12 protein-coding genes and 1 pseudogene are annotated in these 17,384 nt (G+C 40.5%); 7 read left to right on the top strand and 6 right to left on the bottom strand.

Annotated elements, in window-relative coordinates; all coding sequences use genetic code 11:
• Positions 1–133 precede the first annotated feature (133 nt).
• Together QR40_RS19620 and ispG are read right to left on the bottom strand one after the other, a co-directional pair.
• A complete protein-coding gene (locus QR40_RS19620; RefSeq protein ID WP_044296473.1) occupies positions 134–4,735 on the bottom strand; it encodes a PolC-type DNA polymerase III in 4,602 nt (1,533 codons plus the stop codon).
• Position 4,736: 1 nt separating this feature from the next.
• Positions 4,737–5,792, bottom strand: coding sequence for a flavodoxin-dependent (E)-4-hydroxy-3-methylbut-2-enyl-diphosphate synthase (gene ispG / locus QR40_RS19615; RefSeq protein ID WP_027296587.1), 1,056 nt, complete (start codon positions 5,790–5,792; stop codon positions 4,737–4,739).
• 228 nt (positions 5,793–6,020) lie between these two features.
• Between ispG and QR40_RS31035 the strand changes: the two are divergent.
• Positions 6,021–6,784: pseudogene (locus tag QR40_RS31035) on the top strand (IS5 family transposase).
• Positions 6,785–7,063: 279 nt separating this feature from the next.
• On the opposite strand, the gene QR40_RS19600 reads toward QR40_RS31035, so the two are convergent.
• From QR40_RS19600 to QR40_RS30085, 4 genes are all read right to left on the bottom strand, one after another.
• Entirely contained in the window at positions 7,064–7,807 is a 744-nt protein-coding gene (locus QR40_RS19600; protein WP_052377658.1) for an ABC transporter permease, read from the bottom strand.
• Positions 7,804–8,655 (bottom strand): ABC transporter ATP-binding protein, encoded by an 852-nt coding sequence (locus tag QR40_RS19595; protein WP_044296472.1) that lies wholly within the window; start codon positions 8,653–8,655, stop codon positions 7,804–7,806. The genes QR40_RS19600 and QR40_RS19595 overlap by 4 nt, the downstream gene beginning before the upstream one ends.
• Before the next feature lie 155 nt (positions 8,656–8,810).
• Entirely contained in the window at positions 8,811–9,566 is a 756-nt protein-coding gene (locus QR40_RS19590) for a LytR/AlgR family response regulator transcription factor (RefSeq protein ID WP_027292556.1), read from the bottom strand.
• Between the two features lie 4 nt (positions 9,567–9,570).
• Positions 9,571–10,899, bottom strand: a complete 1,329-nt coding sequence (locus tag QR40_RS30085; protein WP_152614253.1) for a sensor histidine kinase — start codon at positions 10,897–10,899, stop codon at positions 9,571–9,573.
• A gap of 326 nt (positions 10,900–11,225) precedes the next feature.
• Here QR40_RS30085 and QR40_RS19580 point away from each other — a divergent pair, with 326 nt between their 5' ends.
• The 6 genes from QR40_RS19580 to QR40_RS19555 all read left to right on the top strand — a co-directional run bounded on the left by QR40_RS19580 (position 11,226) and on the right by QR40_RS19555 (position 17,189).
• Entirely contained in the window at positions 11,226–11,438 is a 213-nt protein-coding gene (locus QR40_RS19580; RefSeq protein WP_044296471.1) for a hypothetical protein, read from the top strand.
• Positions 11,439–11,793: 355 nt separating this feature from the next.
• Positions 11,794–12,063 carry a CD3324 family protein gene (locus QR40_RS19575; protein ID WP_044296470.1) on the top strand — a complete coding sequence of 90 codons (270 nt, stop codon included), beginning with the start codon at positions 11,794–11,796 and terminating at the stop codon, positions 12,061–12,063.
• 118 nt (positions 12,064–12,181) lie between these two features.
• Positions 12,182–12,943 carry an alpha/beta fold hydrolase gene (locus QR40_RS19570; protein WP_044296469.1) on the top strand — a complete coding sequence of 254 codons (762 nt, stop codon included), beginning with the start codon at positions 12,182–12,184 and terminating at the stop codon, positions 12,941–12,943.
• A gap of 385 nt (positions 12,944–13,328) precedes the next feature.
• Positions 13,329–14,177 carry a hypothetical protein gene (locus tag QR40_RS19565; RefSeq protein WP_152614252.1) on the top strand — a complete coding sequence of 283 codons (849 nt, stop codon included), beginning with the start codon at positions 13,329–13,331 and terminating at the stop codon, positions 14,175–14,177.
• A 102-nt stretch (positions 14,178–14,279) separates the two neighbouring features.
• Positions 14,280–16,289, top strand: coding sequence for a glycosyl hydrolase 115 family protein (locus QR40_RS19560; protein ID WP_044296467.1), 2,010 nt, complete (start codon positions 14,280–14,282; stop codon positions 16,287–16,289).
• A gap of 63 nt (positions 16,290–16,352) precedes the next feature.
• Positions 16,353–17,189 (top strand): alpha/beta hydrolase, encoded by an 837-nt coding sequence (locus QR40_RS19555; protein ID WP_044296466.1) that lies wholly within the window; start codon positions 16,353–16,355, stop codon positions 17,187–17,189.
• The last annotated feature ends 195 nt before the right edge of the window (positions 17,190–17,384 follow it).

Genomic DNA, 17,384 nt, shown 5'->3' with positions numbered 1-17,384 from the left:
AACTCATTTCCCCACAATGGATGAAATATGCTAAGATAAATAACAATATAAATAACAAATAATAAAAAACTTCATGAACCGCCGGCGGGGAGCCGCCATATGGTTCATGAAGTTTTTTCAAATGTATCGAATATTAAAAATCAAACAATGACAACTGGTTGGACTCCGGCAGTTCTCCCATCAGTCCCAGATCATCCATTAGATCAATAACCGTCTTACTGACCTTTGTACGCTGTCTGAAATCATCCTTGGACAGGAACGGACCGTTTTTGGCAGCTTCTACTACCGCATCCGCCGCTTTATCCCCCAGACCTTCTATGGTACTCAGGGAGGGCATCAGTTTGCCGTCTATGATCTGAAAACGGTGCGCCTGTGCCCGGTAAAGATCAACCGGCATAAATTGAAATCCTCTTGCATACATTTCCTGCACATTTTTCATATCTTTATACGTATCCTGTTCCTTTTTGGACAGTGTGTCGTATTTCTTTTTGTACTCGGACATGTAATGCTCCAGTTTCTCCCTTCCCTGGCACATCAGCTCATAACTGAATGCTGATGCACGGATACTGAAATATGCCGCATAATATGCCAGCGGATAAAACACCTTACAGTAAGCAATTCGATATGCCATCATGACATATGCCGCCGCATGGGCTTTCGGGAACATGTATTTGATCTTCTTACAGGACCAGATATACCAGTCCGGAACATCATGCTTAATCATTTCCTCTTCCATTTCGGGCTTTAGTCCTTTTCCTTTACGCACACTCTCCATGATTGTAAAAGACAGCTCACTTTCCAGTCCCATATTGATCAGATAAGTCATGATATCATCACGGGTACAGATTGCTGTTGAAATCGTTGCTTTCCCTTCCTGGATCAATGCCTGGGCATTCCCCAGCCACACGTCGGTACCATGAGACAGACCGGAAATACGTACCAGGTCAGAGAAGGTCTTCGGCTTCGTATCACAGAGCATCTGGATAACAAAATCCGTTCCAAACTCGGGAATTCCAAGGGCACCAAGTGGACACCCGCCGATATCTTCCGGTGAAATGCCAAGGGCTCTGGTGCTGCTGAACAGGGACATTACCTCCTGGTCATCCAGCGGAATCTCCTTGGCATCCAGCCCGGTGAGATCTTCCAGCATTCGTATCATGGTGGGATCGTCGTGTCCCAGTATATCCAGTTTCAATAGGTTATGGTCAATGGAATGATAGTCAAAATGGGTAGTAATGATATCTGTTGTCTGGTCATTTGCGGGATGCTGCACCGGGGTAAAGGAATAGATCTCTTCACCAAGAGGCAGTACAATGATACCTCCCGGATGCTGTCCCGTGGTTCTCCGAACGCCTACGCATCCCTGCACGATACGTCCGATTTCACAGTTTCTCTTCCTCTGCCCCCGTTCCTCGTAGTAGTTCTTCACATAGCCGAAGGCTGTTTTCTCCGCAAGGGTACCAATTGTTCCGGCTCGAAAAGTCTGTCCTTTTCCAAATATAACCTCCGTGTAACGATGGGCATTTCCCTGATAGTCACCGGAGAAATTAAGGTCAATATCCGGTTCCTTATTACCTTTGAATCCAAGGAATGTCTCAAAAGGAATATCAAATCCTTCTTTCTTTAACATTGCCCCGCATTTCGGGCATACCATATCAGGCATATCACATCCGGCACCACCCACATAAGGCTTCACTGCATCCGAGTCAAAATCGCTGTAATGGCATTCTTCGCAATAGTAATGGGGCCTTAACGGATTTACTTCTGTAATACCCGCCATGGTGGCAACAAAGGATGATCCAACCGACCCCCTTGAACCTACCAGATATCCGTCTTCATTGGATTTCCATACCAGTTTCTGGGCAATGATATACATAACGGCAAATCCATTACTGATAATGGATTTCAGCTCTCTCTCTAACCGCTCGGATACGACTTCCGGCAAGTCTTCCCCATAGATTTCATGTGCTCTGTTATAGCAGATCTCACGCAGGGTTGAATCCGAATCCTCAATAACCGGCGGACATTTATCCGGTCTTACCGGTGCAATCTTTTCACACATATCTGCGATTTTATTTGTATTTGTTATAACTACTTCTTCCGCCTTCTCACTTCCCAGATAAGCGAATTCTTCCAGCATCTCTTCCGTGGTGCGCAGATACAGCGGTGCCTGGTCATCCGCATCTTTGAATCCTTTTCCCGCCATAATGATTCTGCGGTAAACTTCGTCTGCCGGATCCAGAAAGTGTACGTCACAGGTAGCTACTACCAGTTTGTGAAACTGTTCACCTAGTTTAACAATTCGGCGGTTAATTTCCATTAATTCTTCCTGGGTACTGATATCTATCTTATCACTGTGGATCATAAACTGATTGTTCCCAAGTGGCTGAATCTCCAGATAATCGTAAAATTCCACCAGCCTTGCAATATCTTTCCGGGACTTATTGTTTAAAACCGCCTGATACAGTTCTCCTGCTTCACATGCCGATCCGATCAGCAGCCCTTCCCGGTGCTCGATAAAAGCACTCTTAGGTATTCTGGGCCGGCGGCTGTAATAATCCAGATGGGAATAAGAAATCAGCTTGTACAGATTTACCCTGCCCGTATTATTCGTAGCCAGTATAATCGCATGGTAAGTATTTAGTTTTTTTACCTGGGCCGGCGTTGTCTTGCCAATGGAATTAACTCCGTTTAAGTCATTCAGCCCGCGCTCCCTTAACATTTCCACAAATTTCACAAAAATCTCAGCCGTACAACCTGCATCATCTACCGCTCTGTGATGGTTTTCCAGCGATATATGAAGTGCTTTCGCCACCGTATCCAGTTTGTAACGGTTTAACTGTGGAAGCAGTATTCTCGCAAGGGCTACCGTGTCCACGCTGGTAAATTCTTTCTCAATGCCAAGCCTTCTGCAGTTCTCTTCTATGAAACTCATATCAAAAGAAGCATTGTGGGCAACCATTACCGCATCCTGGACAAATTCCAGAAACTCCGGCAGTATTTCTTCGATCGTCCTTGCAGGAAGCACCATGTTATCATTAATTCCAGTCAGTTCTTCAATCCTAAATGGAATGGGAACCTGAGGATTGACAAATGCAGAAAACCGATCCCTGATGACTCCATCTACAACTTTAACTGCACCTATTTCTATAATCCGGTTGCTCACAGGGCTGAAACCGGTTGTCTCCAGGTCAAAAACCACATAGGTACCGTCCAGGCTCTGGCCTTTGGAGTTTACCACCAGTTCCTGTAAATCATCCACCAGATACGCTTCTACCCCATAGATTACTTTAAAGGGGCAGGGTACCCGCTTTAATTCATCTTTGGTAATATCCGGATGGTCTTTCTGATACTGTGCCTTAAATTCACGGTCGATATCTTCAATGACATGATTGGCATCCGGAAATGCCTGTACATCACCATGGTCTGTAATGGCTATGGCTTTATGTCCCCATTTATAAGCACGTTTTACAATATCTTTTGCTTCTGAAACACCATCCATATCACTCATTTTTGTGTGGCAGTGGAGTTCCACCCTTTTTTCCGGATAGGTATCCATCCGGCTGGTACGGAAATCCGAAATTTTCTTAATTCCCACAATCGATCCGATCGTTAACTGGCTGTCAAAACGGTCTATGGTGGTAACACCTTTCATTTTTACAAATGCACCCTTTTTTACACCTGCTAAAATTTCCGGCACCTGGTCATTGCGTGCAAACATTTTTACTACAATGGTATCCGTATAATCTGTTACTTCTAAAATCAGGATTGTTTTTTCATTACGGATTTCTCTTGTTTCCAGATTCTGAATCTGCCCCCGGATAACAACCTCTCCCATCTCTTCGATAATCTGATCGATGGTAATCGCCTCTTCCTCAAAGTCCCTTCCGTAAATAACATCCGGATTATCCGACTTCTTATAGCCACCCCGGTAACTGTCACCGCCCTTGCTAAATCCGCCTTTTTTAAACTCTCCCGGTTTCTTTGCTCCGCCATTCCCCTGGTTTGCCGAAGTTTTCTCCTGGTTATTTTTCACTTGCCCGTTCTCTTTTTGAGGAGCCTTGGATACAGCATTTGCCTGTTCCGTCTGATCCGGCCCTGCTTCTCCTGCACCTCCCTGGATTTCCTCTTCATCCCCATTCTCCGGCTGCTTTACTGCCACATTTTTCATAATGGCTTCTACTTCCTGCCGGATACGGATTTCACTGTTCTTCCTGGCTTTACTTTCCACAGGGTCTTTCATCTCTGTCTGAATCTTCAGAGACATGCCGCAGCGTTCACAGAATATCTTTTCCAGGACTCTTACCAGTTCCTCTGATTTTCCTTCCGCCACTACAGAGTTTTCCATCGTGAGCTTCATAGTATCTTCCGCCGGAAACTCACAGGATGCCTGCCGGAACAGATTGTATTCAAAAATGCTGTAGTCTTTTAATTCCAGCAGTATGCTGTCCTTATATATAGGCAGCAGCTTCTCTGGTGTATACTGCTGGGACAGATTAAACCGTTCTATAATTTTGATGGTGATGGGCATCGCTAAAAAGAGCTGGCTTTTTATTGCCTGCTCCACTTCGTTAATATATTTTTTATGAATTAATTTTTCACTCTTTAGATAAACCCGCATAAAATCCTTTGCCGAAGTGACAGATACCTTAGGTACTGTCACCTGGGCAAAAAGGCTTTGTATATTTTCACTTATTTCTAAAGATGGAAATACATCAAAAAACAGCTTTTCCACACTATTCACTCCAGTTTACCAATTCTTCTCTCAATGCATGAAGCAGCTGATCTTCCGGAATCTTCCGAATAATTTCACCTTTTTTGATCAGCAGTCCCTCGCCTTTTCCGCCTGCAATTCCGATATCCGCTTCTTTTGCCTCACCCGGTCCGTTTACCACACATCCCATTACTGCAACTTTTATATTCAGCGGAATATCTTCTACCATATTCTCTACTTTATTGGCAAGACCGATCAGATCGATCTGGGTTCTGCCACAGGTAGGACAGGAAACTACTTCGATCCCTCCCTTTTTCAATCCCAGGGTCCTTAAAATCAGTTTCGCAGATTTAATTTCTTCCAATGGATCACCGGTCAGAGATACTCTTATCGTATCGCCGATTCCCTGTGACAAAATAATGCCAAGACCTACTGCGGATTTAATATTTCCGGAAAGCACCGTACCGGATTCCGTAATTCCCACATGAAGAGGATAATTCGTTTCTTTTGCAATAAGCTCATGGGCTTTTGCGCACATCATTACATCAGACGATTTGATACTGATTACCAGGTTGTCGTAACCCAGTTCCTCAATGATACGGACTTTGTCCAGGGCACTCTCTACAATTCCTTCCGCCGTAACACCATGGTATTTTTCGACCAGTTCCTTTTCTAAAGACCCGCTGTTTACCCCTACACGGATGGGAATTCCAAGTTCCTTTGCCTTCTCTACTACGGCGCGGATGCGGTCACCGCCTCCGATATTCCCCGGATTAATCCGAATCTTATCTGCTCCATATTCCATTGCCGCAATGGCGAGCTTGTAATCAAAATGTATGTCTGCCACCAGAGGGATGGTAATTTCTTTTTTTATCTCCGCAAGAGCTTCTGCGGCTTCCATTGTTGGTACGGCACAGCGGATAATATCACACCCTGCTGCGGTTAATTTTTGAATCTGTGCCACGGTAGCTTTCACATCTTCCGTTTTTGTATTTGTCATAGACTGAATTAAAATAGGATTCCCGCCGCCAATAACCCGGTTCCCTATCTGTATTACTTTTGTATGTTCTCTGTGCATCATATCCTCCTATGCCGCATTTTAAACGGCTATGTTATATACACTGTTAAGGTCATTGATGTTAATTATAACTGATATGAAAAGACATGACAAGATGTAAAAGATAGGGTGAGGTAAATCAGTGTAACAGAAAAGTGTCCTAGAGCGTGTTTGAAAATTAAAAGTTGCACAAAACAAATGTTTTGCATCCCCGTTTTATGGTAAAATAAAGAAAAAGGGGTGTTTTATATGTTGAGACGATATGAATTAACAGATGATGAATGGAATCATATAGTAACTTTACTTCCTCCTGAAAACACAGGAAAACCAGGTCGTCCCTCAAAAGAAAACCGTACCATGCTTAATGCAATGATTTGGCTGGCGCGAAGCGGAGCCCCATGGCGTGATCTTCCTGAGCGTTATGGGCCATGGGAAAGTGTATACAGCCGTTTTCGTAAGTGGATTGATGCTGGCGTACTGGATAATATTTTTCGCGTTCTAAGCCTTGAAGCCGCATTGGAAGAACTTTCGTTAGATGCATCTATCGTTCAGGCGCACCAACATAGTGCAGGTGCAAAAAAAGGGGGCCTTCTAGCGAAATAGGACACAGCCGGGGCGGAGCCAGTACAAAAATACACGCCATTGTGGATGCTTATGGAAATCCAGTGTATTTCATGATCAGTGAAGGACAACGCAACGATATTAATTTCGCGATTCCCTTATTGAAACATGTAAATTTAAAAGGAAGTAACATACTTGCTGATCGTGGATATGACAGTGATAAACTGATTGACTATATCTATGAGCAAGGTGGTGAACCAACAATTCCATCAAGAAAGGGAGCAAAGTTTGAACGTCATTGCGATTGGTGGCTATATAAAGAGCGGCATCTGATAGAAAAACTCTTTTTAAAGCTAAAGGCATTTCGTAGAATTGCCACCCGCTATGACAAACTTGCATTCACCTATCTGGGATTTTTGTGTATCGCTTCAATATTAATTTGGTTAAAATGACCAATGTGTAGCAATTTTCAAACACGCTCTAGAGCTACAGCGAACAATTTCTTGAATTTGGGTTTCGCTGATTAAGACGCTTTGTAAATGATAGGTAGTGTGCAGAAAGATGGGTGTGGGAAACTGGCATGGACTCCGTCAGCTCTGCTCTACGCTTCCTACGCCCATACCAGTTTCCCACACCCATCTTTCCGAGATAGCATTCTTTGATACAAAGCTGGGTTTCTCAACTAAACCCAATATTTTATCTCCCCATACATTTATCGCTCTGTGCGTCTTCTAATCTTTCTCAAATCCATTTTTTTTATAAAAGAAGAGAAAAACAAAAATAGAAAGTACAATCTCTGCCAGCATTATGGCAATACTTCCGACATTCAGAATCTTATCGGGATTGGATGCCATATTCATGGTCATTTCCATAAGAATTCCGGTAAACATAAATTTCGAGATATCTGCCAGCGATTTAATAATTTCTGAGAATATGGGGATGAAAATAAATATCATCAGTACTGGAGTCATAAGCGTTCCGGCACTGACCTGATTCTTAGCAAAAATGCCCAGAATCATGCCAATAATACAGCTGATCAGGGAGGAAATAACAGACACAATGGTAAACAGCACCAGGTTGCTGCCTGTAATGATAAAGCCGCTGATTGGCATCAAAATGTAGTTTAAAATAACGGTAACAATAAATACGGGTAAAATACTTCCTAAAAAGAACTCTAATCCATTCACAGAGGATGTCATAAGAACTCTCAGCGTTTTTTTCTCTTTTTCTTCCGCCAGCAGCAGACAGGGGCAATAAATACCCGTCATGCCGATATTCATAACCAGTCCCATACTTAATACATATGCGTTGAGTGATTCCGGAGAGGAAGATGAACCCATTTTGCTGTAGAGAAATTTCATGAGAAGCGTGAATCCCAATGCAAAAACCGGCATGATAATACAGTTCTTGCCCATAAATGCTTTCGTTTTTACCTGTGCAATTGCCAGGACCTTGTTTAGATGGATTGTTTTCATGATAATTCCCTCCCGGTAACTTCTAAGAATACACTTTCTAATGTTGGTTCACATGAATGAATCGTCTGGATTTTATTTTCTGTCATCCAGCTGTTGATCTGTCTGATGCTTTTTTCATCCTGCTCCAGAAGATGTTCAGAACCATCCTCTAATTGAATGCTGTATTTTCTGACCTTGTTATACTTCAGACAGATCTCTTTGGGGGTACCGTATTCAACAATGATTCCTTCATTGAGCAATGCCACATGATCGCACATTTTTGTAGCTTCTTCCATGTTGTGAGTAGTCAGAAAGATTGCCATGCCTTCATTTTTCATTTGCAGCAGCATTTTATGGATTTCAATAGCTGTGGATGGATCTAATCCAGACGTTGGTTCATCCAGAAACAGAACTTTTGGCTTATGAAGAACAGCTCTGGCAAGAACCAGCCGCTGTGTCTGGCCTTTTGATAATTTTCCAGCTGTTTTTTTCTGGTGTTCATATAGTCCGACCTGCTTTAAAACTTCTGTAATTCTCTCTTTTCCCACTTTTAGGATTTTTGCAAAATACTCCAGGTTCTGATAGACACTCAGATATTCATAGATACCGCTGCTGTCGGTTACGATGCCAATCTGTTCATAGATGGTTTCGTCAATATTTTGGGCATTAATGCCCAGAATATAGGCTTCACCCGATGTCTGCCTTAACTGCCCGGTAATGATTTTAATCGTTGTAGTTTTGCCGGCTCCGCTTGGACCCAGAAAGCCCAGGATTTCGCCCTTGTTAAGCTTTGCATCGATATCTTTTAGCACAAGTCCATCACTGAATTTCTTTGAAATATGTTCTAACCTGATAAATTCTTTATTCATGTTCCGTCCTCCTCATATAAAAGTTTGCAGCCAGGTTTAACAGGCTCTTCGTACATGAATATATCATTTTCTGTCAGAATATGGTACGTTACTTCCTGAATGGCAGCCGGGAATTCCTAAACGGTTAAAAAAGAGAAATAGAACAGTGAAAAGGGTCAGGCTGGCCGCAATGAATTTCCGATACGTTCCAGCAGCTTAGATTTTTCTTTACGGGAAATACTGCAGATTTCCCCGCCGATGGTAACGGTGTTATGCTTTAAATCGATTTCTTCAATTTTATTGACGGCTACCAGAAAAGAACGGTGAATCTTAATAAAGCGCTCGCCCAGGTTATTTTCTATATTGCTCAGATTTCCCAGAAATTCAATTCTTTGTTTCAGTCCATGGAGGATTATAAAATGAGATTTTGGAGAGGTTTCAAAAAAAAGAATATCATCCAATGGTACATTTCGTATGCAGTCACCGGTTTTAACAGTGTAATATTCTGTGGGATCAGCTTTTTCCTTCTTCAATCGGTTTTCCAGGGAAGACAGACATCCTGAGACTGCATTTGTAAGCGCCTGTGGATTATCCTTTACAATATAATCAAAGGCCTCTATATGATACTGAAACGTCTTATATGCCAGGTCTTTAAAACTTGTAATATAAACGATGGTTCCATTTGGATCCAGTTCCCGGATTTTCTTTCCCAGGAGAAATCCGTCATATTCCGGGTGATTTAAGTCAACATCCAGAAAGTAGATATTTCTTTTCGTAACTATCTTTTTTAATTCTTCCAACAGGATAACCGGGCTGTCACAACTGACAGCAATCTCCATATCATACTGCTGAATCAGAATCTGGTTGTTAACTTGCCTTGCAATTTCATTTCTTATTTTGTCATCATCATCACATAACAGTATTGGTATCATTGATCTAAACTCCTATTCTTAATTCCTGATAAAAACGTTCATCTCTGCAGTCAGTCGAACAGCTGACATTTGCATATTGATTTGCGATCTGCTGATAGCTGTACAGCCCCAGCCCCCTGTTAACCCCTTTTGTGGAATAGCCCTTTTTCCAGATTTTCAATAAATCCGGCTGTTCTTTAATAGAATTGCTAATGAAAAAATCCACGTAGTCACTCTGGGCTGTAATTATGATTTCGATATTACCGGCTGTATTTTTAACTTCTTCTATGGCATTGTCAATCAGGATTCCAATACATCTTAAAAGATCCTGAATATTTATACCACATTTTTTAACCGGATACATCACTTCAAAATGATATGGAATATGGAGTGTCTGCATCAGGGTGAGTTTCGTCATAAGAAGGCTTTTTAATTCAATAATTTCAAGATTCATCATTTGATTTGCAATCTGAATCTTGGCACCGATACGCTGGTCGAAATCATTTAACATCCCCTGCATATAATTTTCGATGGCCTCTGTCTTTCCTTCTTTTACGTCCAGGTACATGCCTGTCATAATATTTCTGAAATCATGACGATAAATACGCACATCCTTTTGTATCTCTTCCAGGCTTTGAATGTAGGCATTCTGCTGGGTAATAATATTTTTTTGGGATTTCTCATTTTCTTCATGAATTATATTTCTCGTGGCAAACTGATAAAACACGGCAAATAAAAACAGCAGACCTAAACCGATGACAGCCACCAGGGTATTGTAATCTTTGATAATGCGGGATAGTACCACAAAATAATTTGAAGAGCCGGCCAGTAAAAATCCGGTGATGGCTCCGTAAATCCGATGTTTCCTATTTGCCATACAGCGGTTTACAAAGGAGATCACGTTAAGCCTGGTAATCACTTTTCCAATCAATAGCGTAAATAGGATCAAAACAGAACAGGATATGAATTGATTTGTAATGCTGTTATATGCAAACTGCATTGGTACAAATAAGAATGAAATCAGATACGTCTGGTAAAAGATAAAATAGGCAAACGTACCCGAAATGATGATCTTAAAAACATTGCGTTCAAAAATGATGTACATAGATACAAGATTTATGATTACTACTGACATATCCAGTAAATAGTACAGCAGGTTATTAGGAAGAAATGTTTTGAGGTATCCTGTCATAAACAGATATAAAACAGGAGATATTGTTAAATTGATGATAAGAGATGCAATGATAATACGAATCCAGGGAACTCTTTTATTCAGAATCTTACACCCTAAATAATGAATTACTATTTCTGTACAATAACTTGCTGCGATATAAATGGTTAAACCTGTTATCATGGAGATCTGCCGCCTTTTATTATTTTTTTCATTATCGCACTTTCTGGAAAGATTGACAATATTTTTGTGAATATCTTTTATGCTGGCAGATAAGAAAACGATTGCCAATGGATGAATTGGGGGGCATTTTTATGAATGATTCCTATATTTTAAAAGAACTGGAGAAATATATCTATACTACATTTGTGAAAGAGATTTGAGGAGAAAAGAATGTTCATCCATAAGTATATGAACTTTTATAAAATACCTATATAAAACATAGACAAAAAGTCAATAATGATTTACAATATTAGAAAAAAATGTATATTATATTGGAGGAATTTATTATGTCAAGAGGTCAAAGAAAAACAATTGACGATCAAATCGCAGTTTTGGATGAACAAATTGCAAAAGTGCAATCAAAAATGGATGCTTTGTTAGAGCAGAGAAAAGGATTAGAGCAGAAGAAAAGAGAAGATGCCCTGGGCCAGCTCTATGATATGATTCAGGAGAGAGGAAAGACAATTGATGATATTATGTCAATGATAAATATAAAATAAAAGTAAGCCATTGAATATTCATATACGCATATTCAATGGCTTACTTTTGTCCAAAATTTGTATACCATAGGAAAGTCTATTAAAAAGAAGGAAATAAATCTTCAGGTAAGGGGTGGAAAGGTTATCTGAATTGTTTAATTTTGGTGTTAATTCTTAAATAAAAAATAAAGACAGTTGTAAGTAAATATGCTAAAATATTTTTAACATAAAGAAAGAGGGGTATCTTATGGGAATGAGAATTTGTGCATAGCAAAGGCTACTGCACGTAACAGCTAAATATATTGTATATCGTGAGTAATAATAGCCTTTGTTAATCCAAAAAGATTTGAAATCAGTGGAATCAGGAGGATGCAGAATGAGCTATCAAAACTCAATTAATTTATTGCCGAAAGAGCTTTTAGAACAAGTGCAGAAATATGTGGAGGGCAAAGTAATTTATATTCCCAAAAAGAAAGCTAACAAAAAACATTGGGGAGAAAATACAGATACTAAAGAATTGCTGGCTTCCCGCAACCATCAAATGTACTTAGATTTTCAAAATGGAATGAGTGTCCAGCGATTATCAGAGAAATACTTTTTGACAACTAAAAGCATACAAAGGATCATTAAACAGAATAATATATAATTAGAAATGTGCCATGATAACAGTGGCACATTTTTGTTTTAAGAAAGAACGTGAGGTTTTGTATCCATACTTTTACTGATATAATGAAAATAAAAAATCGAATAGGAGGAACAAATAAATGGCCTATTTTAAGTATGGAGATAGGAATATTTTCTATGAAGAAGTTGGTTCAGGCTTCCCATTAATATTGCTGCATGGTAATACCCTATCATCAAAAATGTTTACTCAAATTATTGATTTATACAAAGCGGATTTCAAAGTGATTCTAATCGACTTTTTGGGGCATGGAAATTCTGACAGGCTGGAACAGTTTCCGATCGACTTTTGGTATGACCAAGCCATGCAGGTTGTACAGCTCATAACTCTCAACGACTATGGTAAAGTTAATTTAATTGGTACAAGTGGCGGTGCATTAACTGCGTTAAATGTCGCTTTAGAGCATGAAGAGTTAGTTAACAAAGTGATAGCAGACAGCCTGGAAGGAGAAACCCCCCTTAACGCATGGACAAGTACTATATCTGAGGAACGAAATAAATCGAAAACGCGAGAGTTTGTATGTATGCTTTGGGAATATTGTCATGGCGAGGATTGGGAAAATGTTGTAGATAATGATACAGAAGTTATAATCAGACATGACAGGTTTATTAAAAATTTTTTTCATAAAGATTTAACCCAGCTTAAAGTGCCGGTTATGATGTCTGTCAGTCTTAAAGATGATGAATACGCAGCTATTATGGATATTGAAGAGGTATACCAGAGCATGTTAAGAAAAATACCAGATGGAAAACTGCATTTATTTCCGGAAGGTGCGCACCCGTCTATGTTGACAAATGCAAAAGAATTTGCAAGTGTGGCAAAAGTGTTTTTGAAGAATAAATAAAAGTATATCAATATTAAGAAATGAGCCTGAGGAGGAGTCTTTTAACTTTCTCAGGCTTTTGGCGTTTGTGCAGGTAAATCACGGCAGAATAAAGTGATCTGTAAATTAAGTAATAAAGAGGTAATCTGGAGCAACTGTTGTAAAAATATGCACATAGAAAATACATAAGCAAGCATTTATAATATAAATAATCATTTATGTTGATAGAGCATTCTTGAGACATGGCAACGGAACGGTACTTAAATGTCAGATGAGAAAAAATATTTTTTGATTGAGGAATGGCAATTCGCTTTAAACAAAGGTTTGCAATTGTGTCGTAGCGGCGCAACCCGTACGTTATGAAAATGAGGAACCGAATGTCTTTTTGCTGGACAGATGTAATTATGTGTTAGATAATGGAACATATCATGAAGAGTCCAACATGCTAAGTATTGATAATCGTTTAAGGGAACAGCTGGGATATGAAAAGCGCAGCGAGTTTGCAGCTCAGCCATATGTGGATCAGGAAGCGGATATCAGAGATCATGTACTGCATCTGAAATTCCGGTTTTTCTCAGAAGAAGCTGTAAGTGGGTGCCGTCTGGCACTGGAAGAAGCTGCATATACCCAAGGAGAGCTGAATGGAAATAAAATAGACATGAATCCAGATGGTTACTATGTAGATGAATGTATTCAGACAATTCCCCTAACGGATGTAAAAGCCGGAGAAAATGAACTGGTACTGCACATGCAATTTGGAAAACGTACAAATCTGGAGTGGATGTATCTACTTGGAGAATTTGGCGTACAGGTTATGGGACCGGAAAAGAAATTGTGTAAGAAACTGAAAACATTATACTTTGGAAATTATGGAGAACAGGGATTTCCGTTCTATACAGGAAATCTTACTTATAAAATGGAAGTAGATAACGGCGGACAAGATATGCTTGTGGGAGTGCCATATTATGCTGGCGCGGCACTCAGAGTATCTTTAAATGGAGTAAAAAAGGGGTACATTGCATTTCTGCCTGATGAAATCTTGATTACCGATGTACCTGTTGGAAAAAATACCCTGGAGATTACTTGTCTGGGAAACCGGTTTAATGGATTTGGACAGGTACATCTGATTGGCGATGATTTAGCATGGGTTGGTGCGGATTCCTGGAGAACTGAAGGCAATTCCTGGGCAGAGGAGTATCAGCTTAAGCCTATGGGAATATTAAGGGCGCCTGTGATCAGAACCAATCATGCTTGAGTATAAATTGGCAAAACCGGTCAGGTACAAACAGATATTCTTATTACCTATCACAGCGTAAATAAATTGAGTTATGGAAGAATCATAAAGGAGAGTGAGATAATGTTCTTCAACAGAAACACAAAGATTAACTGTTCTAAGGTGGATACGGCTATTTACCATGCCATTGATAACCTCAAAAGAGATATACAGGATGTATTTCTCCCTTCTGATGAACAGTCAGGCGAGGTTATACTGACAGAAAGGCATATGGAAGAGGAACAATTCTATTTAAAGGAAAAGGAAGGAAATCTGGTACTGCAGGCTGGAGATACGCTTGGATTTGTTTATGGAATTTATGAGATCAGCCGTCGTTTCCTTGGTGTGGAAAACTTCTGGTTCTGGAATGAACAGCGCTTGGAACCGAAGCCTTTCATAAATATAGCAGAAGGTTTTGCTTATGCTTCAGAACCTTTCCGGGTGAAGCTGAGAGGGTGGTTCATCAATGATGAGGTTTTGCTGCAGGGATGGCAGATTGACCGGGATAAAGCAAAGCCATGGGAAATGGTATTCGAAGCACTGCTTCGCCTTGGCGGAAATATGGTAATACCAGGAACAGATAAAAACTCTGGAATTTATTGTCATCTGGCATCTCAAATGGGGCTTTATATTACACATCATCATGCAGAGCCGCTGGGTGCAGAAATGTTTGCAAGACGTTATCCAAATCTGAATCCATCCTATGATGAGTATCCGGAATTGTTTCAGGGGCTTTGGAAGGAAGCAATAGAAAATCAGAGAGGGCAGAAAGTCGTGTGGAATCTTGGCTTTCGAGGTCAGGGGGACTGCCCGTTCTGGGAGCATGATTCCAGGTATGTAACAGAAGCAGAACGGGGGGCTTTAATCAGTTCTTTAATTCGTTTGCAGTACGATCTGGTCAGGGCGGAAGATCCAAAAGCATTGTGTTGTACAAATCTCTATGGAGAAACCATGGAACTTTATCAGAAAGGTTTTATGAGTATGCCAACAGACGTGATTAAAATCTGGGCTGATAACGGCTATGGAAAAATGGTATCCAGACGTCAGAATAATCATAACCCGCGTATAATGGCTTTACCGGATAATCCGGGAAAGCTGACAGGATGCCATGGAATCTATTATCATGCATCTTTTTACGATCTGCAGGCAGCAAATCATATGACAATGTTTGTGAATTCCATGGAATTTGTAAAAAAAGAACTTCAGCAGGCTTTGGACCGTGGTGTGGATGATTACTGGATTATTAATTGCTCGAATGTGAAACCTCATACATATGTGCTGGATTTTCTGGCTGCTATGTGGAAGGACGGAAAAACAGAGGCTGCTGATCACCGGCATGAATATGTGAAAAAATATTACTGTCAGTCAGCAGAAAATTTGGAAATCGAAGAACGTATCCGGGAGTATGCAGAATATGCCCTGCCATACGGAGATCAGGAGGATGAACATGCGGGAGAGCAATTCGCCAATTACACAACCCGTATGCTTGTAAGCCAATGGATGAAAAACACCGGTAATCCCGTGGATGAACTTAGATGGGCAGTAAAAGCAGATTCCCTGCAACAACAGATGAACTGGTATGAAAGACTGTGTAAAAAAGCAAGGATTTCTTATGGGGAATATCTGGAAAAATGCCAGGTCACGCGTATGAAGCTGTCGGGACATGCCAGAACATTCTTTGAACATTCTATTCTTTTACAGGCTGAGATTTATTTTTATTGTTATGAGGGGGGAGTAAATGTCTGCCAGGCATTTTCCGAGTCGGAGAAAGGAAACTATGCAAAGGCTTTTTATCTGACGGGGAAGGCAAGGGACAGTTACCGTATGGCGAATGACAGTATGCGAATTACGGAAAGTGGAAAATGGAATGGATTTTATGCGAATGACTGTCTGACTGATATGAAACAAACTGCCTGGGTGCTGGATATGCTCATGAGCCATTTGAGAAATCTTGGTGATGGGCCGCATTTTTATCAATGGCAAAGAGAATTTTTATATCCGGAATCGGACAGGCGTGTATGCCTTGTTACAAATATGGAAAATCATATGCAGAATGAGGAAATATACGGGTTGATGCAGGAAAAATGGGGATAATGTAATACTTTGTATTTCAGGTAAGTCCCGGAAAAGTTGTATTGTTTAATAGGAGGATGAAGTATGGCACTTATACAAGTAAATTTTATGTCACAATGTCTGATGCGGACGGTAACGATTAATGCAGTTATACCCTTTGATAAGATCTATATGCCCGGAGAGGCGCCAGGGGAGAAAAAGCCTTTTCAGACTTTATATCTGCTCCATGGTATTTTTGGGAGTTATACAGACTGGATCAGCGGAACCTGTATACAGCGTTGGGCGGAAGAAAAGAATCTGGCAGTGATTATGCCATCTGGTGAGAATCATTTTTATGTGGATTGCAAGGCAAATGGAGAACGTTTCGGAGAGTTTGTCGGAAGAGAACTTCCGGAAAAAATGAGAGAATTATTTCCGCTCTCATCCAGAAGAGAGGACACTTTTATTGGCGGACTGTCGATGGGAGGCTATGGGGCAATTATCAATGGTTTGAAATACCACAGTACATTTGGAAGGATAGCCGGATTGTCAAGTGCACTTATTTTTGATGATATATGTAATGATAAGCAGGATTTGGCACAGACGGTTTTCGGTAAGAATTTTTACCGGACAGTATTTGGAGAGCAAGAGCAGCGAGAAGGCAGTGACGGTGATTACTTTGCACTTGCAGAGCGGGCTGCAGCATCAGGAATTGATATACCGGAAGTGTATCTGTGCTGTGGAACGGAAGATTTTCTGCGGGCAAAGAATCAGGAATTTGCAGAGTTTCTGAAAATAAAGGGAATTACCTGCTGTTATGAAGAGGGACCGGGAGGCCATGAGTGGGATTTTTGGAATCGGTATATTAAAAAAGTCCTGGACTGGCTGCCTCTTGATAAGGAGAACGGTGGAGTAAACAGTGGAAATGTCGGAATACAATAGATAACTGTAAAATGATAATTATCATGAAGTCGGGTAGATTTAGCACGGTGAGGTGTTATCACTGCCCGACTACTTTTGTGCCTGGTAATTTTCCTTCAATTCAGCATCGAAGAGATTCAAAACAAATCATAAAAGTGTACAAAGATGAGTGATTTTTATAAATACATAATCTTTTCAAGTAGGTTATAATGATAA

Source organism: Robinsoniella peoriensis (genome assembly GCF_000797495.1).
GTDB classification, from domain to species: Bacteria; Bacillota; Clostridia; order Lachnospirales; family Lachnospiraceae; genus Robinsoniella; species Robinsoniella peoriensis.
This window is presented reverse-complemented; position numbering and strand designations above follow the sequence as displayed.